The sequence below is a fragment of the Paenibacillus sp. J22R98 genome, from assembly GCF_059383835.1.
The window spans coordinates 428,805-447,621 of record NZ_JBXENW010000004.1; the positions used below are offsets into that span (position 1 = coordinate 428,805).

Below are 18,817 nucleotides of genomic sequence, written 5' to 3' on the forward strand. Positions count from 1 at the left end.
CAGGTATTTCGTGGCAGAAAACCCGAACGGCTATCTCCGTTCGGGTTTTCTGTATGCCTTTTACCATAGATTACTTGCTGTGGCTTATTTGAAGTAGCTGTCGATTTGTTCTTGCGCGGCAGCCGTAATGGCATCCAGTCCGGCAGCTTTTAATTCCGCCACGATCTTCGGTACCATCACTTCAGGATCGGAAGCACCCGTCATCAGCTCATAACGATATTTGTCCCATACCGCTTTCGTGTTGGACACTTCCGTGCCAAGCTTGCTGATGTCCAGAGCAAAGCCCAGGTTCGTGGACGAAGTTGCTTGATCGTTCAGTTTGCGTACTTGATCCCATTGATCAACAGGAGCGCCTTTGGTTACAGCCAGGTCGAAGAACGTACCTTGTGTATAGGCAGCCAGCGGCCAAGTATCTGTTTTACGCTCAACCACTTTCTCGCCGTCTACGTTGTCGTAGTCGACGCCCAGCTCACCAAACGCCAGCATGTTGCGCAGCTTTGGATCTGTATTCACCAATTGCAAATATTTCAAAGCTTCTGCTTTGTATTTGGAGTTGGCCGAAATGGCATTCAGAGAGCCTTGGATCGTGCTCGTTGTGTAAATTGGGCCGAAGATTTGGAACATGTCGTACTTCGCAACGCCCTCTGTGATCTGCCAGCCTGCTTCCGCACCCGGGAATGCCTGGGCCGCGAAGAATGGACGCGCCTTGTCCGCTTCCGTCTTCGTTGGTGCATCCGGATTGATGATGCCGTCCTTGTACCATGCGTGCAGCTGCTTCAGACCTTCCATAACGTCCGGCTGCTCGAGCACGGAGACAACTTTGCGGGAAGCATCGTCAACTTTAACGCCGATTGGCGGAAGACCCAGCGTCATATCATCGTAGCCGTTGAAGAATCCGTTAAATCCGTCGCCTTGCGTGAGTGACAGCGGGTAGAAGCTTTTGCCTTCACCGGCCTTCATGTCATGGAAAGGTTTGTCGAGATCTTTCAACGTCTTGATGCTGGCGCCGTCGATTTTATATTTCTGTACATACTTATCGTCGAACACCCAGTATTGAGTCAAAGAAGAGTCCTTATACGTCGGCACGGCATAAATTTTGCCGCCGATCTTCGTTCCATCCCAAACTTTCTCAGGGATGAGCTTGTAGAGATCAGCCGAATCGCTCTGTACGGAATCGGTCAGATCGGCAAATGCACCTAAGTTAACTTGCTGACTGTACTTGCTGTTGTTCGTAAACATAATATCGAACGGTTCGCCGGTGTTTACGATTGTGTTGATTTTCGTATCCCAGTCGCCCCAGCTTGCTACCTTGATGTCGACCTTCACACCGATTTTCTCAGCCGTGTATTCGTTCATCGCATCGAGCGCTTTGTCGAAATTGGCAGGCGTTTGTCCACCAATTGTCCACCATACCAGTGTAGGCACTTCCCCTGATTCAGCAGGTTTGTTGGCCTCCGTTTGTGTGTTTGTAGCTGTGTTAGAAGGCGTGTTGTTACTCGACTCGGAATTGGAATTCGAGTTTCCGCAGCCCGCTAGTGCGGTTGTAGTCAAGACCGCCGCGGCCCCGATTGCAAGCAATTGCTTCTTTGTCTTTTTCATACCCATTTCCTCCTTTTGATATCTTTCTCTTGCCCACCGGAATGGTGGATATAATAAACCGGAGCAATCCAGGTTTATTGCCTTATTAGCCTTTAACGGCGCCTACGGTCAGACCGGAAATAAAATATTTCTGGAAAAACGGATAGGCAACGGCCACGGGAACCACAATGACGATGGCCACGGCCATGCGCGCGGATTCCTTAGGCATGGTGGCGACAAGCTCCGCATAGCTGATGCCCATGCTGGAAGCATTCTTCGCCAGGGCGTCTACGTTACTCATCAAGCTGTTCAGCAGCGCTTGCAGCGAGTACAAGTTCTGATTGTTGATGTACAGCATGGATTGGAACCAATCGTTCCAATAAGAGAAGCACAGGAACAATCCGATGGTGGCCAGAACCGGCAGCGAAATCGGCAGCACGATGGAGAAGAAGATGCGCAGCTGGCTCGAGCCGTCGATCTCGGCGGATTCAATCAGAGCGTCCGGAATGGTGCTTCTGAAGAACGTTTTGCAAATAATAACGTTGAAGGAGGAGACGGCCAAGGGCAGAATGAGCGCCCACACCGTATCTTTCAGGCCCAGCAAATTCGAGTTGATATAGTAACTGGATACCAAACCTCCGTTGAACACCATCGGGATAAATACGATCCAAGTCAACAGCCCGTTAAGCTTGTAATTCGGCCTCGAAAGAACATACCCCATCGAAGTCGTAAGCATCACGCCAAGCACCGTACCGACGACGGTAACGAGCACGGAGATGCCGAGCGCCTGACTAATCATCTTCCCTTGCTTCACGATATAGTGATAAGCCTCTCCGGAAAAAGCGGTCGGAATGAGATGATAACCATCGTTGCGGATGGAATCCTCGCTGGCCAGCGATACGGACAGCACCACTAGGACAGGCACGAGGCAAACCAGCGCCAATACAATAAAAATCAAATTGAAACTTATGTTAGTGGCGGTCCCGATTCGGTTAAACTTGTCGAGACCGCTTTCATATTTCACTCTTGTTTTCATTTCCCGCTCCTCCTTTACATCATTGCGCTCTCTCGGTCTACACGACGAACGACCCAGTTGGCAATCAGAATGGTCACACAACCCATCACGGATTGTACGAAAGCGGAAGCAGAAGCCATACCTACCGTAGCGGTCTTAAGCTGCTTATAGACGAGAACGTCGATGGTAGTCGCTACATTGAAGAGCGAGTTGGAATCCCGCGGTACCTGGAAGAACAATCCGAAATCCGTATAGAAGATTCGCCCTACAGCCAGAATGAACATCATCACGATAACAAGCTTCATAAGCGGCAAAGTAATAAATCGCGCTTGCTGCCATTTGGATGCTCCATCGATTACGGCGGCCTCATAATACGTGCTGTCAATGCCGGTGATCGTGGCCAAGTAGACAACCATGCCGTAGCCCAGACCCTTCCACACATTCATGAAAACGAGGAAGTACGGCCAATATTTAGGCTCCATATACCAGTTCACGGGATCCTTGCCGAGGTCCGCCAGGAATTGATTGGCGATCCCTTTATCGAAGCTTAGAAACGCCCAAACAATGGCGGATACAACGACCCAAGATAAGAAATAAGGCAAGAACATCATCGTTTGATAGATTTTGCCGGCCTTGCTGCTGTGCAGTTGACCGATCATGAGCGCCAAAGTGACGGGTACCGCAATGCTCAGGATGATGAATATCAAATTGTATCCCAGCGTATTGCGCATCACGACCCAAGCATCGTTCGACTTGAACAGAAACTCAAAGTTTTTGAAACCGGACCAATCACTGTTTATGACGTTGCTGAGAAAGCCACCGTGTATCTTGAAATCTTTAAAGGCAATAATGAGACCGAACATCGGCAAGAAACAAAACAAGATATACCAAATGGTCGTCGGCAGAGCCAGAAACGTCAGTTCCGTATCCTGCGTGCGCCAGCGTGTTCGTAAGCGTTTACGCCCGCTTTTCATGTCCATGTTAGCCACTCCTTCCGTTTGTTCATGTTCAGCGTGAACGCGCTTTCAAACTAACTGATGTCATTGTATAGAATATTGGAGGCCCCATTCCAGACAACAAACATGAGACCGCAGTCAACAAACGTTAGTTTTTGGGGGGAATGTGCCAAAATAAAAAAAGCCTTCAACCGTCGCGATGCTGCGGATTGAAAGCTTCTTCATATTTTGGTAAGACTAGCTAACTTAAGACATGAGCACGAACACCAGCGCTGCAGCTGCAGGTAACCCTTGTATAAGTAAGATGGATTTCTTGGCCGTTATGCCTCCATAGATAGCGGCAACGAGTACGCAGCAGAGAAAGAAAAGTTGGATTTGGTGACCTACCGCGGCATCGGGATGGAACAAACCCCAGAACAGACCCGCCGCCAAAAATCCGTTGTACAGCCCTTGGTTGGCGGCCAGGGATTTCGATGCTTCCGCGAACACCTTCGTTGTACCGAATGCCTTCATTGCTCTAGATGTAGTCCACATAAACATCTCCAGGATTAAGATATAAATGTGCTCCACGGCGACAAGTGCGACCAGTACAGCAGCTATAATTGTCATTGCAATCTCTCCTCAGCCCTTATGGCGTTTATACCCTATATATACATCTTACCGCACTGGGGAACAAGCTTTAAATTGCAAGAAGCCACGGCCCGTTACACTTCCCGTGCAACATGAAAAGAGCGCCACCTAAAAAGGTGCGCGCTCTTTCTGCATCATCAAATAAATTAAGCGACTACGTTCCAAGTGAACGTGAGCGTAACGGTACGGGAATTGCCCGCAGCGTCTGTTAATGTACCCGATACAACCAGTTGATTCGGATCGCCGGCGAGAAGCTTCAAATAGCTGACGGATACCCCGTCACCTTGTTGATCCAAGCTGCCCAGGCGCGTGATCAGATTCAAGGATGCCTCAGTTCCTCCGGTGAGCTGCTGCGAGAAGTTCAGCGACGGATAGCTCGCCAAGTTTACGTTTTGAACGGAAGTGACTGTCAATGTAGCGTCTTCGTCCGATGTGATTGTACCCGAAGTCAGGTAACCGCCGAGTATCGTGATATTGCCATTGCTGCTCGCGATAGTTACAGGATTACCGTTGACAGTAGCTGCTGTCAAACTCGGCGCAGTATCGTCTGCTTTAATTGTTAATTGAACAGTGCGGGAGTTGCTTGAACCATCGCGGAGTGTACCAGTAATGACTAGTCCATCATGGTTCGTATCCAGCTGACTGAGCAGCGACACGGATACACCGTCATGTTGGGAATCGAGCACGCCAAGCTTGCTAATCAGATCAAGCGTGTTCGAACCGGAAGTGAGCGACTGCGTGAACGATAAGGACGGGTAATCAGACAGCGTAATGCCTTCAATTGCAGTGATGGACAATGTCGAAGCTTCGCTTACGCTAAGCGTTCCCGCTGTCAGATATGCACTGCTCTTAAAGCTAATTGTACCTGTCGCGCCACCGGATACCGTTACGTCCCTGCCGTTAACTGTAGCTGCGGTGATGCTCGGTGCGGTCGTATCGCCGGACGGCGTTGGTGACGTTGGTGTTGTTGGCTTATTCGCTTCTTCAGCCGCTTTCTTAATCACTTCAAAAGCTTGCTGTCCGCCAAATGCACCTACTACTAGATCAGAACGGGTAGCGAGGTCCTTTCCATTGCTTCCTGCCGGAAGGATCTTATTGGCCACTGCTTTGCTAATGGCATCCGCATACCAAGGTGTACCGGTTGTGCTTACAGGTAGACCTAAACCTTTCACTAAACCTGTAGCTAATTGCCCCAAGGTCGCATTACCGGCGGGAGAGAAGGTGTTGTCTCCCATTCCCTCGAGTATTCCGGCTTTCTTCGCTGCTTCAATAAAGGGAATAGCCCACCCGTTCGTACCATTGTCCCCGCCCACGTCACTAAAAGACGAAGTATGGACACTGTTATCAACCGGGATATTATAAATTTTAGTCAACACTTTGGCGAATTGCGCCCGCGTCATGTTCTGATCGATTCCAAAGGTATCATTACCAACACCATCAAATATACCTTTAGCCAATAACGCGTCGATTTTAGCCTGGAGAGCTGCATCCAATCCCGCCAAATCCGTAAAATCTTTCGACGTCTTTGGAGCTGGACTCTCTGCTGCATGAGCAGCTACACCCGGCACAAGCAAGCTTATTCCAAGTGGAAGAAGCAGCCATTTCGAAACCTTCTTTTTCATTAACAAACGCTCCTTTTAATAATAATTAGTAAATTATTCTAGAAATTATTTCGGCAAATAGACCTATTTTGTTTAGCTTAAATACAAAGATTGATTACAAAAGATGGAGTATCTTTTGAACTAGAATGGAATTAAATAAAATGGAAATAAAAAAGACACGGCACCCAAACCGGATACCGTGTCTTTTGTGCTTATTAATTGGACATACCGCCTCTTCCGTTCCAGCCCGCTTACACCTCATACATAGAAGCGTCCAACGCCTGAATATAGGGTGTCCATTCTCCAGTCGTATAAATCAGAAGCCGGTGCATGGCGCGTGTACATGCCGTATAGAACAGCTTGCGCTCGCTTTCCCGATGGTACACCGAGGCTGAAGCATCATAGATAAGCACGGCTTCGAATTCCACGCCCTTCGCGAGGTAAGAAGGAATCACCATAATGCCCTTCTCGAAGATAGGCGTCTCCTTCGTCACAAGCCGCAGCCCCTGACAGCCAAGCGAAGCAAGGCGCTCGTAGGCTTCCCTGCTCTCGGCTGCTGTCTTCGTAATAATGGCAATGGAGCCGAAGTCCTCCGCTTGAAGAGCTGCCAGATCAGCTGCAATTCGCAGCGACCTTGCCTCCTCGCTGCCCAGCTGAACAAGAAGAGGCTTGTTTCCTCTCCTTTCGAAAGGCACAATGCCCTCTTCTCCGCCCGGCAGCAGCGACCTCGTGAACTCCACAATTTCGCGCGTTGAACGGTAACTGCGGGACAGCAGAATTCGGCTCGTTTCGCCATCTCCGTAAAGCCTGCGCAGCGGCGATTCGGCAGCATGTAAATTCGTTGCCTGCGTGAAGATCGCCTGACCGAAATCGCCAAGCACCGTCATGCGGGCACGCGGGAACAGGTTCTTGAGAAACTGATATTGGAACATCGAGTAATCTTGACCTTCGTCAATGAAGATATACCGAACCAACGTGTTCACCCGAGAACCCTCGATGAGCTCTTTTAAATACAAATACGGTGTCGCATCTTCATAATACAGCTCATACCGACTCAGCTTCTCCATCGTCTGCTCACAGATTTGCGGCCAATACTCGGGGACTTCGGCCGTATTCGTCATTTCAAGGTAATCAGCCTGCTCGCGGAACAATTGGGTGTATATGCCCAGCACATCGATAAATGACATACTCTTGACGCTCCGTCTTAGCGGCTTGAAGGACTCCTTCACGACCATGCGGCAGAGCAGCTCTTCCTCTTGTTCGGCGAAGTTAAAGTCAGCCTCGTCTCCACGGCGCTTCTTCGTTACGAATTCTTGCACCACAGCATATTGCTCGGCAAAGTCAAACACGCCGCGATCCTTATGCAGCTCACTAAAAGCCTCCGCATACTGCTCATTGTCGAGATAGTTCAGTTCCTCCTGAACCCACGCAGCAGCCTGCTCTATTTTCTCCAACCGGTTCAGTTCCTTCATTAACCATTCCTGCAGCAATGCAATGCGATTGGTCAGGCGAATCGAGACGTCGTAACTATAAAATTTCGCTTTGATTTGATCCCCGGTAATTAAATCCCGATCGCGGAATCGAATACTGTTAAACAGCATCCCTTTCTGCCCTAACCTTAACGCATAGCCGTGGAGAGCTTGAAGGAACATTTCCGACGACTTATATTGAATGCCGCTCAGGCGGGACGCATAGCCGGGAGCCGAAGCTTCCGAAAGCACATACTCCAGCTGGTCGAACGGATCCTCCAGTTGAAATTTCGATCCCAGCCAATAATCGAGATATTCTTGGAAGGTCGTCTGCTGCATGTTCTCCTCGCCAAGCTCGGGAAGAACCGTGGATACATAGCTGTTAAACATCGGATTAGGCGAGAAGAGGACAATCTGATCGGCCGTCAACTTATCGCGATGTTTGTACAGTAAGTACGCCACCCGCTGCAGGGCCGCAGAGGTTTTTCCGCTTCCGGCCACCCCTTGGACAATGAGCATCCGGCTTTTATCGTCACGTATGATGGCGTTTTGCTCCTTCTGGATCGTCGCCACGATACTCTTCATCTGATTATCCGCTCCCTTGCCGAGCACCTGCTGCAGCAATTCGTCGCCGATCGTAATGCTGGAGTCGAACAAGTTCTGAATCCGCCCGTCACGGATCTGGTATTGCCGCTTCTGCGTCATCGCTCCCGTAATCGAGCCCCCTGGCGTTTCAAAGGCAACTTCGCCGGGAGAGTAATCGTAATACAAACTCGCAATTGGCGTACGCCAGTCATACACCAAGAAATTCATGCCATCCGGTTCTACGAATGAGGACACACCTATATAAACCTGCTCGATCAGATCCTGACCAGCCTCTTGAAAATCAATACGCCCGAAATACGGAGATTGCAGCAGTCGTTTCACGCTATTCCATTTCTGCTGCAGCTGCCGGTGGCTGCGCTCCCGTTCGGATAACACGGCTGCCTGCTGCTGAATGGTGAAGAAGGTCTCTTCGAAATCTTCATGGGTACTCGTATTTACCGTAACTTCTTCCCAGAATCGCTTACGGATGTCCGCCGCTTGATGACCCAACTGATCCACTTTAGGCTCCAGCTCAACGATTGCTTCTTTGAGCTTATTCATCGTCAGTTCCAATCGCCCTTGTTCGTTCTCCCATTCCTTTGCGTGTATCATCCTTCTTAACACACTCCTTTTAAAAATATAAATTTGGAGAAGCAAAAGAACATTTGACAACCCGCAATCCCCTGTGCTAAAATTAAGGTATAATTAAGATGCAATAACTTTGACTTAATACATAAATTCGCAGAGAATTCTTTCATTATAGCATGCTGGTTTTTCGAGCACAATTGGTATTTACGAAAAACACCCCGGGAATTTTTCCCGGGGTGTTTTTTTATTTTTACTATCATTACCAGCGCCCCATATAACAATACTGGGCTGCGGCGCCTTAGCCTGTCACGAACTGATCATAATCAACAAATGGAATGGAAACTTTAATTTCCGTTCCGGACTCATCGCTTTTCAGTAGTTCAATATATCCACCGTGTGAATTTAAAATTCGCTGCGAAATCGATAATCCGAGCCCCATGCCCGCTTCCTTCGTCGTATGGAATGGCGTGAATATACGATCCCTTTCCTCACGGGCAATCCCCGAGCCCGTATCCGAGAATATAATCGTGCTGTCATTATTTTTACTCGAGATTGTAATTTTAATGATTTTCCGCTCTTTGCCTTCCATGGCCTCGATACTGTTATTGATTAGATTCGTAAACACTTGTCTCATTTTATCTTTATCGATGTTGACGACCATCCGTTTCTGCTCGTTCAAATCAATCTGAATGTTCTTTTCTTGGATTCGAATTGAAGTTAGCACTAACGATTCTTGCACCACTTCCATGATGTCGGCGTCTACTCTATTAATTTTGCCGCTTTTAATAAATTGATCGTAATTTGCAATAATGCTGCTCATATGGGAACCGGCAATCGTAATTTGGCTAACCATCCCTTTCGCTCTTGGGTCGAGCTGCTCGTTCTGTGTTAATAGCGCTGAATAGCCATTCACAACGGTTAGCGGATTTCCAATCTCATGGATTAAACCGGACGTGTTCATCTCCACTTGCGCTTCTTTCTCTTTGCGCTTTAGGATTTGGGCCGTTTCTCTAATAATCTTTGTACTCAGCCGGACAAAAATAAAGAAGATCAGAATCGAGAAAAACATAACGGCAATTTGGCTTGAATAAATGAAGGTTCCCGCCTGCAGGTTGAGCACGCCAATCATATAGGTAAACAGAAACGTCAGACTAAATGCAGTCAGAAAGCTTTTCACAAATTTATCCGGTACTTTTCTGCTGGCAATGAGCGTTAGTAAAATACTAATAATCAATAGTTTGATATGATTGACAAACAAAGCGCCCCATTCCCCGTATACGGGATAGAGCACGGTTGTCGTACTGGCGGCAATTGTTTTCAAGCCCGTTACGCCATAGGTCGTCCAATTGACCGCGTAAATAAATAAAGACCATATGCCATAAATGCCTAACGTGTATTTATTGATAATCCAGTTCATCCACTTTACGTTCTCTTTAATTTGATACTTTAGCGTGACGTAGCCAACATATAAGAAAGCCACCGGAAGCATAATAGATCCGATTCGCAATAGCTTGAACAGAACCAGTATGCTGGTTTGGTCCAGTATATCGAGGCTGTATAACACACTTACATCCAATTGCCACAAACACATGAAAACCATAAAGATTAACATGGCGTTCGTTAGTTTTGTTTTAAACAACATTTTGCAGGCGATTCCTAGGAATAACGGCACTAAAGACATCGCTGCCATGAGGATGAAATTCATATCTGAAACGAACCCACTTTCGATGCCTGATGATGTTGGTACAATACCCGGAGTTATTGCCATAATAGCATACTAGCCAGGCAAAAAATAAGAGCGCCACCTAAATAGGTTGGCGCTCTTTACTTTCTATTATAGGAATCCAATAAGTGCTTTGCCTGCTTTAGCCCGCCTTATGCAAGATCGTAACGGTCGGCATTCATCACTTTCACCCAAGCTGCGATGAAGTCACGCACAAACTTTTCTTTGTTATCATCTTGCGCATAGACCTCTGCAATGGCACGCAGGACGGAGTTGGAGCCGAATACGAGGTCAACGATTGTCGCAGTACGCGCAACCTCACCTGTCTTCCGGTCACGCCCTTCGTAGACGACCGAGTTCACCGGCTTCCACTGTAGGCTCATATCAAGCAGGTTCACGAAGAAGTCATTCGTGAGCGTGCCTTCACGATCGGTGAATACGCCATGCTCGGTATTTCCAAAGTTGGTGCCCAGCACGCGCATGCCGCCCACAAGTACCGTCATTTCCGGCGCGGTAAGGTTCAGCAGATGCGCCTTATCCACCAGAAGCTCGGCCGGGCTAATGCTGTACTGCTTCTTCTGGTAGTTACGGAACCCATCGGCAACCGGCTCCAGTACCGCGAAGCTCTCTACATCCGTTTGCTCTTGCGTTGCATCGCCGCGTCCGGAGGTGAACGGTACCGTCACATCAAAGCCCGCATCACGAGCGGCTTTCTCTACTGCGGCGCTTCCACCCAGTACGATTAAGTCAGCCAAGCTTACTTGCTTATCGAGACCGCTCTGAATCGCTTCCAGTGCAGAAATAACCTTCGCCAGCTGTTCCGGCTGGTTCACTTCCCAATCTTTCTGTGGAGCAAGACGGATCCGGGCGCCATTCGCGCCGCCGCGCATATCGGAGCCGCGGAATGTACTCGCCGAAGCCCAGGCTGTCGATACCAGTTCGCCGACCGTAAGTCCTGCGCTCAGGATCTTCAATTTCAGTTCCTCTACTTCAGCATCGGTCAGCTCCGTTTCAGCAGCCGGTACAGGATCCTGCCAGATCAGTACTTCTTCCGGCACTTCCGGACCTAGATATCTTGCACGAGGCCCCATGTCGCGGTGCGTAAGTTTGAACCAGGCGCGCGCAAAAGCATCCGCAAACTCTTCCGGATTCTCGTAGTAGCGGCGAGAAATTTGCTCGTATGCCGGATCTGTGCGCAGCGCCATGTCCGCGGTGGTCATGATCGTCGGAACACGAACCGACGCATCTTCCGCGTCCGGTGCAAGATGCTCCTCTGCAGGGTTTACCGGTGTCCATTGATTCGCGCCTGCCGGGCTCTTCGTAAGCTTCCATTCATACCCGAGCAGCAGCTCGAAGAATCCATTGTCCCATTGCGTTGGGTTCGCCGTCCAAGCGCCTTCAATACCGCTGGTGATGGTATCGCGGCCTTTGCCTGAGCCATGCGTGCTCAACCAGCCCAAGCCTTGCGCTTCAATAGAAGCGCCTTCCGGCTCCGCTCCCACGAGCGCAGCATCTCCCGCGCCGTGTGCTTTTCCGAAGGTATGCCCGCCCGCTACGAGAGCGACGGTCTCTTCATCGTCCATGCCCATCCGTTTGAACGTCTCACGAATGTCGCGAGCGCTTGCAAGCGGGTCCGGCTTGCCGTTCGGGCCTTCTGGATTGACATAAATAAGGCCCATTTGAACAGCGGCTAACGGGTTATCCAGCTCACGATCGCCTTTGTAGCGGTTGTCGCCCAGCCATTCCGTTTCAGCACCCCAGTAGATATCCTCTTCCGGATGCCAGACGTCCTCACGGCCGCCGCCGAAACCGAATGTTTTGCCGCCCATAGATTCAATGGCAACGTTGCCCGTTAGGATGAACAAGTCCGCCCATGAAATCTTATTGCCATATTTCTGTTTAATCGGCCATAGCAATCGGCGCGCTTTATCCAGGTTGCCGTTATCGGGCCAGCTGTTAAGAGGAGCAAAACGCTGCGTACCGGTTCCAGCCCCGCCGCGCCCGTCACCCGTACGATACGTACCTGCCGAGTGCCAAGCCATGCGGATAAAGAATGGGCCATAATGTCCGTAGTCAGCCGGCCACCACTCCTGACTCGTTGTCATCAGATCGCGCAGATCCTGTTTGAGAGCGGGATAGTCGAGCTTCGCGAATTCCTCTGCATAGTTAAAAGTTGCGCCCATCGGATTCGTTTTCTGATCATGCTGATGAAGAATGTTCAAATTCAATTGGTTCGGCCACCAGTTTCTATTCGACGTTCCGCTAGCTACCGGACTAGTAGCGCTTCCATGATTGAACGGACATTTCCCTGCGTTAGCATTATCCATATTCAATGTTATCACCCCTAAAACTAAAATTAGTACTAAATAATAATTATTCTAATTATAGTTATAAAGCCAATCGCAGCAGAAATCAATTGTTTTTTTCAAGCATTCATCACGGCAAGACTCTACCTAATTTATATGTCCCACCTCACAACCCTATGTCCAAAGCTGCCAAATACGGACAATCCCGCTTCCCCCCATTACCCGATCAAGGTCACTTATAAATACTAGGTTTAAAAAAAGTGCCTACTTCCTACCGTCGACCCCAGGGGCTATTATACGTATAGCAGTCAGCCAATCCGTAATCAGGGGAGAGATCAATATGAACATCGCATTATGGATCGTACAAGGCATTGCAGCATTGGGTTTCGTTTATTCAGGCTGGTTAAAGGCATTTCAGTTTGAGAAAGCGAAGGCGTCTTGGGGCTGGGTCAAAGACGTTCCGCAGGCCTTCGTAGCCTTTATCGGGGTAGCAGAATTACTCGGTGCAGTCGCACTCATCCTGCCGCAAGCATTGGATATCGCACCTGTTTTAACCCCGGTTGCCGCAACCGCTCTTGCCGCGGTCGTCCTCTGCGGTGCCCTGTTTCATATTGCGCGGAAGGAATATCGGGAAGTCGGCGTGAACATCGTGTTCATCGCGCTGGCTTTAATTGTTGCGATTGGGCGGTTTTAGCTCCTCATATCTGGGGAGTTTTTTTAATTTGCTGAAAACCTGTAGAAATGATAAGTATCTATCGGTTTTGGATAACGGCTAATGGAAGAACATGCTATATAATCGAACTGTAAGCGATAACAATGCGATCATGTTCTTATTCATAAGTGATTAGTATCATCTACAAATCAGGAGGATGAAGCATGCCTAAACAATTGATCGCGTCCGCCCCGCGTAAAGCGGCGATTACTACTTATGAGGATCGTGCTATTTTGCCGAATGAAGTGAAGGTGCGCGTCGACCACGCTTCGCCCAAGCACGGCACCGATCTTGCAGGCTTCCGCGGGGAAAGCCCGCATACGGCTGATTACTTCGATGATAAAGAAGGTTGGAATCTGTTCTTGCCGCGAGATCCAAAGGACATCCATACAGACGGCGGGTTCGGACGTTGGAACCTCGGCAACATCTGGGTAGGTGTCATTACAGAGGCGGGTTCGGAAGTAACGGACTATCAAGTAGGCGACCGTGTATCTTGCTACGGCGGCATTCGTGAAACGCATATCGTGAACGCGGTTAACAACTATTATTTGAAAAAAATGCCCGAGGGCATGTCGTGGAAAAACGCGGTGTGCTTTGATCCCGCTCAGTTTGCGCTTGGCGGCATTCGCGACGCCCACGTTAGAGCTGGCGACCGGGTCGCAGTCTTCGGCCTCGGCGCGATCGGCCAAATCGCTGCACAGCTGGCGAAGCTGGCCGGCGCAAGCTGGGTGGCCGTTATCGATCCGATCGCGGGACGGCGCGAAGTCGCGCTTAAGAACGGTGCGGATGCGGCATTCGATCCCACCACGGATGACGTGGGTCTTGAGCTTAAGAAGGCGACCGGCAAGCTCGGCGTCGATGTCATCTTGGAGACAAGCGCCAACGAATTCGCGCTTCAGCAAGGGCTCCGCGGGCTAGCTTACGGCGGCACGATCGCTTTCCTCGGCTGGGCAAGAGCGTTCAAAGGCGGGCTGGATCTGGGCCGCGAAGCGCATTTCAACAATGCCAAAATCGTCTTCTCCCGGGCGTGCAGCGAGCCGAACCCGGACTACCCGCGCTGGAGCTGGCGCCGCATCGAAGACGTATGCTGGGATATCCTCTCGAATGGCCGCATCAATTGCGAGAGTATCATTTACCCGGTCATCCCTTTCGAGGAATCCGCGGAGGGCTATGAGACATACGTTGATCAAAGTCCGGAGCAAAGCATTAAGCTCGGCGTCACGTTTTAATCCGCAACAAGGAAAGGGGAAGTGGTATGAGCGATAGTTTGAGCGATCTCTTAAGGCATGCCGAGCTGCTCATTGTCCAATTCGACGTGCATCGCCGCAGCGAGATGAAGACGCTGAACCGTACGCTTCCTTTCTACGTCATGTCGTACTTGAAGTCGGGCAGCGCCAAGCTCCGAATCGATGGCCAAGAGATGGCGCTCGAACCGGGGACCGTAGCCTTCATTCCACCGAACGTGCCGCACGATCATTATAAAGAGACCTCCGACCAAACCGAGTTTCTTTGGTGGCACTTCACCTTTGAAATCGAGGGCGTCATGGACGTCATGAAGATGTTCCGCATCCCCTTCGTGTTTCAGCTGCAAGATCACGTGTATTTCGAGAACGTGTTCATGCAATTCATGGATTCGGCTGATGCCCGCATGCCCTCCTTGCCGCGTTCGATCTTAACGCGAGCGAAGTCGCTCGAGCTCTTGTACATTATTTTGAACAGCGCACTCCGTCAGAAAGACGCCCAGAAGCACGTCGCCAAATCCGATGTGTTTCTGGATATGCTGTCACGCGTCGTACAATCGCCCGAAGAACCACTCACGCTGCAGCAGATGGCCGATGAGCTTCACATGCATCCCACTTATGTAAGCAACCGGTTCAAGGAGCTATTCGGCAAGTCCCCGCTCCAAGTCCAACGCGAAATGCGGATCCAGAAGGCGAAGACATGGCTGGAGACATCCGATCTGTCCGTGACGGAAATTTCGCAGCGGTTAGGCTATAGCGAATTACAGAACTTTACGAGACTATTCAAGTCCTACGTTGGCATATCTCCGACCCAATTTCGCGAGCTCAATCGCAAGTGGCGGGTTTCAAAGTAAGTGCATGAATCATACATGTTCAGGGGAGCGGATTGGCAGCATGAAATATTCATTGTGTATCGGGGCTTATCAAGGCAAAGACGCCGTCTATCATCTGGAGAAAATCAAGGAACATGGCTTTCATGGCCTCGAATACTACAAGTGGTGGGAGCTGGGCGATGACCTGAAGTCGTTTGCTGCGGAACAAGAGCGTATTGGCGTCGGCATCAGCGCGACGTGCACGCATTTCATCAGCTTAGTCGACGAATCGCAGCGGGAGGCTTACATCGAAGGCGTAAGGCAGACAATCGAAGCTTGCCGGACTCTGAACGTGAAGTCCATCATTTCGCAGACAGGCAACGAAATAGATGGCGTCCCTCGCGGCGTTCAGCGTGCGACGATGGTTGAGACACTGAAGCGCTGCGCACCCATGCTCGAGAAAGCCGGCATCGTCCTGGAGCTCGAGCCGCTTAATGGACTCGTCGATCATAAAGGCCATTTCTTGCAGCGCTCGGACGAATCCGTGGATGTGGTCGATCAAGTTGGCAGCCCGAACGTGAAGCTCGTGTTCGACGTCTACCATCAGCAGATTACGGAAGGCAACGTCATCCGCAACGCGACCGGCTATCTGGAGCGGATCAATCATTATCACATCGCAGACAACCCTGGCCGCAAACAGCCGGGCACCGGTGAACTGAATTACGTGAACATCCTGAAGGCTATCCAAGATACCGGCTTCTCCGGATTTGTCGGCCTGGAATGCGGCTATACGATCGACACGGATGCCGCTATTCAACAGTTTAAAGATGAGATCTTGTCTCGGGTAGTAGTGTAACGCGACGCGGGAAGGACGGAGCTTATGAAGCTCCGTCCTTTTTGGTTGTCGCAGCCCATCGATTGCCAATTCCGAATTAATGATCCGCTAACAATCCGCCTTTATACTGGACCTACGACGGCAGCAAACCAACACTCTATCGAAGAAAGGAATCTGATCCTATGGGCATTCATGCGTATTTCCAGTCGTTGACCGACTTGGAGCGAATCATTCGTTGTCCCGGCAAATTCAAATTCCAAGAACATAGCGTTGCCGAACATTCGTGGAAAGTGCTCCAGTATGCCAAAACGCTGGCCGATATCGAAGAAAGCCATGGCGTCGCTGTTGACTGGAAGAAGCTCTACGAGATCACCAGCAGTCACGACTATGGTGAAATTTTCATTGGCGATATCAAGACGCCCGTCAAGCACTACTCCATGGAGCTGCGCTCCTTGTTACAGCAAGTTGAAGAAGGAATGGTGGCCCATTTCATCGAGGAGCATATCCCTGAAGAATTCAAAGCAATCTTCCGCAGACAACTGCGAGAAGGGAAAGATGATTCCGTGGAAGGACAAATTCTCGAAGTAGCCGATAAAATGGATCAAATCTATGAAGCGTTCGCCGAGCTCCAGAAAGGGAATTCCGAGCACGAATTTATTGTCATGTACCGACATGCGCTAATTAAGATCAAAGGCATCCGCCTGCACTGCGTCGATTATTTCCTGCAGCACATTCTGCCGGACCTTGTAAGCGAAGGAGCCCGCTCTCAAATCGACATCGAGCAGATCACGAAGGAAGCATTGGCTGCCTAACGCTGCGTCAATCCCAGTGTTTAATAACGGATACTTTTTAAGGCCATCCTTATAGAAGGAAGGCCTTTAACTTTTTGTATGAACTCAAGGCTCAGCTCTCCAGGTCGTAAGCTACGGGATGGAGCGGCTGGTAAATCGGAAGATCAGCGCCGCTTGGAAGCTTAATGGAAGCCAGTCTGCCCCAGCCTTGTTCACGAATTGGCTCCGAAATCGTAACGCCCTTCGCGGATAAATCCATAAGCGTTTTCTCGATATCATCGCACATAAAATAGAATTCTTGCTTGGTTGGTCCATCTGTCGGATGAACAGCCAGCTCGGCAGGGGGAAGTTTGAATATCAGCCAACCGCCGCCGGCATCAACGCCTGCCAATCCGAGTACGTCTCGGATGAAGACCCGATCCGCTTCCGCATCCGTGCTATACAAAATAATATGAGCCGCGTTGATCATAGGTTATTTCCACCCTTCCATTATTAATATTGCCCTTTAATAACGAATAACAAGCCCCGAATGGTTCTCCTGTTATCATCCGATATTACGCCAAAAATGATGTACGATCTCAACCTTTTTTCATGATTCGGGCGTCCAGCCAACCGCATAAGGCCATGAACACAAACAGATAGATAATAAAGCTCATTTATCGTCCCTCCTTAGAACCATCCTGTCACGGACGTGACGAGAGCTAGTCCGAGCACGCAGCCGAGCACCGAGATGGAGATAATCGCCGCCGCTCTACCGCCGCCGCGCCCCTTCTCGAGCGCCGACCGGGCGTACATCCATAATCCTCCCGCGATCAGGACAAGTTCCAGTGACGCGGATAAGCCCGGAGATTTCCACGCACCCAACCCCAGGAGCGGTAGATCCATAGCGTTCCCCGGCAGAATAGGCATATCGGAGCGATGCACGACAAGATCGAGCAGCCAATGGCTGAATACGACTCCCGCGAGGATACCGCTTGCCCGTCTCCCCCAGAATAGCCATGCGGCAAGCCCCGCTATTAGCGCGATTACCAATGCGCCGGCAAGTGAATGCGTATAATCCGCATGGATGATCGCTTCCCCGTAGCCGCCTCCGGGACGGGTCTCTTCGATTGTCTCTGCTCCGCTGAGCAGCATCGGAATGAACGCAATGTCCAGAAGCTGCGTGCCTGCCATCAAAGCCCATAGCGGAATTTCCGGCGCCTTAGCCTTAATGCCTGCCGCCAAACCGAAATGTCCTGCAAACATAATCTCACTCCCCATCTCAAAACCATTGGTTACTTACCGTTGGTAATAATATAACCATTGGTTACAAGCGTGTCAACACCGAAAATCACACATTATGGTGAACTACTTCTGATGCGTATCCTTGCACCCAGTATTTCGCTGATTTATCTATTTGGTGAACGCAAAAAAGGAAGAACCCCTTTTATATGGGCTCTTCCCTTTTTATCATACGACTACTGTTCTTAATATTCGCCTTTAATCACAAAGAACGAGCCCCGAATGGTGCCGGCCAGCTTAGACTTCTGCCTGGCGAACTTAAACTTCGGTTCTAATTCCTTTGGAATCTCCATCCCCTCAGACAGCTTAAAGCCAACAGCCCGCTTCTTAGAATCATCCACCGTATACATAACGTTGATCGAAAGACCGTCTTCATAGAAGACGTAAGTAAATTGAATATTTTCCACTTGGAAACGCGACGTTTCTAACGGTTTTGCCGCAAACTCAATACCGCGTTCTTCTTTCAAAATCCGGTTCGCATAATCAAGGCTTTCCTGGCTTTCGCTAGCAGGTACAGTCGTAAATACATGCTCGTATTTGTTCATGAAATAACGGGCTTCGTTCGCACGCAAGCCGGCAAGCGCATCCGCTACCGGTGAGGATTCTAAACCGACCGTAGACACATCTTTAAAATCAACGATATACGACATTGTCATCCCTCATTTTCTATCCATATAATCCTAGTATCTCCCGA

At 49.8% G+C, this 18,817-nt stretch carries 16 protein-coding genes; 5 read left to right on the top strand and 11 right to left on the bottom strand.

Translation table 11 applies throughout. The annotated features are described in order from the left end of the window. Positions 1-84 precede the first annotated feature (84 nt). The 8 genes from AC50Y3_RS15215 to katG form a co-directional block, all read right to left on the bottom strand. Positions 85-1,599: an ABC transporter substrate-binding protein gene (locus tag AC50Y3_RS15215; protein ID WP_494819563.1), complete on the bottom strand. Its 1,515-nt coding sequence runs from the start codon at positions 1,597-1,599 to the stop codon at positions 85-87. An 85-nt stretch (positions 1,600-1,684) separates the two neighbouring features. Further along, complete coding sequence (locus AC50Y3_RS15220) at positions 1,685-2,614, bottom strand: carbohydrate ABC transporter permease (protein ID WP_210663901.1); 930 nt, start codon at positions 2,612-2,614, stop codon at positions 1,685-1,687. Positions 2,615-2,628: 14 nt separating this feature from the next. After that, positions 2,629-3,573: an ABC transporter permease gene (locus AC50Y3_RS15225; protein WP_475783238.1), complete on the bottom strand. Its 945-nt coding sequence runs from the start codon at positions 3,571-3,573 to the stop codon at positions 2,629-2,631. 222 nt (positions 3,574-3,795) lie between these two features. Continuing rightward, positions 3,796-4,158, bottom strand: coding sequence for a DUF1304 domain-containing protein (locus AC50Y3_RS15230; RefSeq protein WP_494819564.1), 363 nt, complete (start codon positions 4,156-4,158; stop codon positions 3,796-3,798). A 167-nt stretch (positions 4,159-4,325) separates the two neighbouring features. Continuing rightward, positions 4,326-5,801: an S-layer homology domain-containing protein gene (locus tag AC50Y3_RS15235; protein WP_494819565.1), complete on the bottom strand. Its 1,476-nt coding sequence runs from the start codon at positions 5,799-5,801 to the stop codon at positions 4,326-4,328. Between the two features lie 230 nt (positions 5,802-6,031). After that, positions 6,032-8,446, bottom strand: a complete 2,415-nt coding sequence (gene helD / locus AC50Y3_RS15240) for an RNA polymerase recycling motor HelD (protein WP_494819566.1) — start codon at positions 8,444-8,446, stop codon at positions 6,032-6,034. Between the two features lie 274 nt (positions 8,447-8,720). Beyond that, positions 8,721-10,064 (bottom strand): sensor histidine kinase, encoded by a 1,344-nt coding sequence (locus tag AC50Y3_RS15245; protein WP_494819567.1) that lies wholly within the window; start codon positions 10,062-10,064, stop codon positions 8,721-8,723. Between the two features lie 233 nt (positions 10,065-10,297). Beyond that, on the bottom strand, positions 10,298-12,472 hold the full coding sequence (katG, locus tag AC50Y3_RS15250; protein ID WP_494819645.1) for a catalase/peroxidase HPI: 2,175 nt from the start codon (positions 12,470-12,472) through the stop codon (positions 10,298-10,300). A 319-nt stretch (positions 12,473-12,791) separates the two neighbouring features. Here katG and AC50Y3_RS15255 point away from each other — a divergent pair, with 319 nt between their 5' ends. The 5 genes from AC50Y3_RS15255 to AC50Y3_RS15275 all read left to right on the top strand — a co-directional run bounded on the left by AC50Y3_RS15255 (position 12,792) and on the right by AC50Y3_RS15275 (position 16,863). Continuing rightward, positions 12,792-13,145, top strand: a complete 354-nt coding sequence (locus AC50Y3_RS15255; RefSeq protein ID WP_494819568.1) for a DoxX family protein — start codon at positions 12,792-12,794, stop codon at positions 13,143-13,145. 182 nt (positions 13,146-13,327) lie between these two features. Next, a complete protein-coding gene (locus AC50Y3_RS15260; protein WP_494819569.1) occupies positions 13,328-14,392 on the top strand; it encodes a zinc-dependent alcohol dehydrogenase in 1,065 nt (354 codons plus the stop codon). A 26-nt stretch (positions 14,393-14,418) separates the two neighbouring features. Further along, positions 14,419-15,258 carry a helix-turn-helix domain-containing protein gene (locus tag AC50Y3_RS15265; protein ID WP_494819570.1) on the top strand — a complete coding sequence of 280 codons (840 nt, stop codon included), beginning with the start codon at positions 14,419-14,421 and terminating at the stop codon, positions 15,256-15,258. A gap of 40 nt (positions 15,259-15,298) precedes the next feature. Further along, complete coding sequence (locus tag AC50Y3_RS15270; protein WP_494819571.1) at positions 15,299-16,072, top strand: hydroxypyruvate isomerase family protein; 774 nt, start codon at positions 15,299-15,301, stop codon at positions 16,070-16,072. A 161-nt stretch (positions 16,073-16,233) separates the two neighbouring features. Next, positions 16,234-16,863 carry a YfbR-like 5'-deoxynucleotidase gene (locus AC50Y3_RS15275; RefSeq protein ID WP_494819572.1) on the top strand — a complete coding sequence of 210 codons (630 nt, stop codon included), beginning with the start codon at positions 16,234-16,236 and terminating at the stop codon, positions 16,861-16,863. Between the two features lie 91 nt (positions 16,864-16,954). Here AC50Y3_RS15275 and AC50Y3_RS15280 read toward each other — a convergent pair whose 3' ends face one another. The 3 genes from AC50Y3_RS15280 to AC50Y3_RS15290 form a co-directional block, all read right to left on the bottom strand. Next, positions 16,955-17,311 (bottom strand): VOC family protein, encoded by a 357-nt coding sequence (locus AC50Y3_RS15280; RefSeq protein WP_494819573.1) that lies wholly within the window; start codon positions 17,309-17,311, stop codon positions 16,955-16,957. 200 nt (positions 17,312-17,511) lie between these two features. After that, on the bottom strand, positions 17,512-18,087 hold the full coding sequence (locus tag AC50Y3_RS15285) for a metal-dependent hydrolase (protein WP_494819574.1): 576 nt from the start codon (positions 18,085-18,087) through the stop codon (positions 17,512-17,514). Positions 18,088-18,308: 221 nt separating this feature from the next. Then, positions 18,309-18,773 (bottom strand): DUF8821 family protein, encoded by a 465-nt coding sequence (locus tag AC50Y3_RS15290; RefSeq protein WP_494819575.1) that lies wholly within the window; start codon positions 18,771-18,773, stop codon positions 18,309-18,311. Positions 18,774-18,817 lie beyond the last annotated feature (44 nt).

What these genes read in the sequence shown, in the direction of transcription:
- katG (WP_494819645.1), bottom strand. Translation starts at nt 12,472, where the DNA reads ATGGATAATGCTAACGCAGGGAAATGTCCGTTCAATCATGGAAGCGCT.
- AC50Y3_RS15265 (WP_494819570.1), top strand. Translation starts at nt 14,419, where the DNA reads ATGAGCGATAGTTTGAGCGATCTCTTAAGGCATGCCGAGCTGCTCATT.
- AC50Y3_RS15280 (WP_494819573.1), bottom strand. Translation starts at nt 17,311, where the DNA reads ATGATCAACGCGGCTCATATTATTTTGTATAGCACGGATGCGGAAGCG.
- AC50Y3_RS15220 (WP_210663901.1), bottom strand. Translation starts at nt 2,614, where the DNA reads ATGAAAACAAGAGTGAAATATGAAAGCGGTCTCGACAAGTTTAACCGA.
- AC50Y3_RS15270 (WP_494819571.1), top strand. Translation starts at nt 15,299, where the DNA reads ATGAAATATTCATTGTGTATCGGGGCTTATCAAGGCAAAGACGCCGTC.
- AC50Y3_RS15285 (WP_494819574.1), bottom strand. Translation starts at nt 18,087, where the DNA reads ATGTTTGCAGGACATTTCGGTTTGGCGGCAGGCATTAAGGCTAAGGCG.
- AC50Y3_RS15260 (WP_494819569.1), top strand. Translation starts at nt 13,328, where the DNA reads ATGCCTAAACAATTGATCGCGTCCGCCCCGCGTAAAGCGGCGATTACT.
- AC50Y3_RS15235 (WP_494819565.1), bottom strand. Translation starts at nt 5,801, where the DNA reads ATGAAAAAGAAGGTTTCGAAATGGCTGCTTCTTCCACTTGGAATAAGC.
- AC50Y3_RS15275 (WP_494819572.1), top strand. Translation starts at nt 16,234, where the DNA reads ATGGGCATTCATGCGTATTTCCAGTCGTTGACCGACTTGGAGCGAATC.
- AC50Y3_RS15290 (WP_494819575.1), bottom strand. Translation starts at nt 18,773, where the DNA reads ATGTCGTATATCGTTGATTTTAAAGATGTGTCTACGGTCGGTTTAGAA.
- helD (WP_494819566.1), bottom strand. Translation starts at nt 8,446, where the DNA reads ATGATACACGCAAAGGAATGGGAGAACGAACAAGGGCGATTGGAACTG.
- AC50Y3_RS15255 (WP_494819568.1), top strand. Translation starts at nt 12,792, where the DNA reads ATGAACATCGCATTATGGATCGTACAAGGCATTGCAGCATTGGGTTTC.
- AC50Y3_RS15245 (WP_494819567.1), bottom strand. Translation starts at nt 10,064, where the DNA reads ATGTTGTTTAAAACAAAACTAACGAACGCCATGTTAATCTTTATGGTT.
- AC50Y3_RS15230 (WP_494819564.1), bottom strand. Translation starts at nt 4,158, where the DNA reads ATGACAATTATAGCTGCTGTACTGGTCGCACTTGTCGCCGTGGAGCAC.
- AC50Y3_RS15225 (WP_475783238.1), bottom strand. Translation starts at nt 3,573, where the DNA reads ATGGACATGAAAAGCGGGCGTAAACGCTTACGAACACGCTGGCGCACG.
- AC50Y3_RS15215 (WP_494819563.1), bottom strand. Translation starts at nt 1,599, where the DNA reads ATGAAAAAGACAAAGAAGCAATTGCTTGCAATCGGGGCCGCGGCGGTC.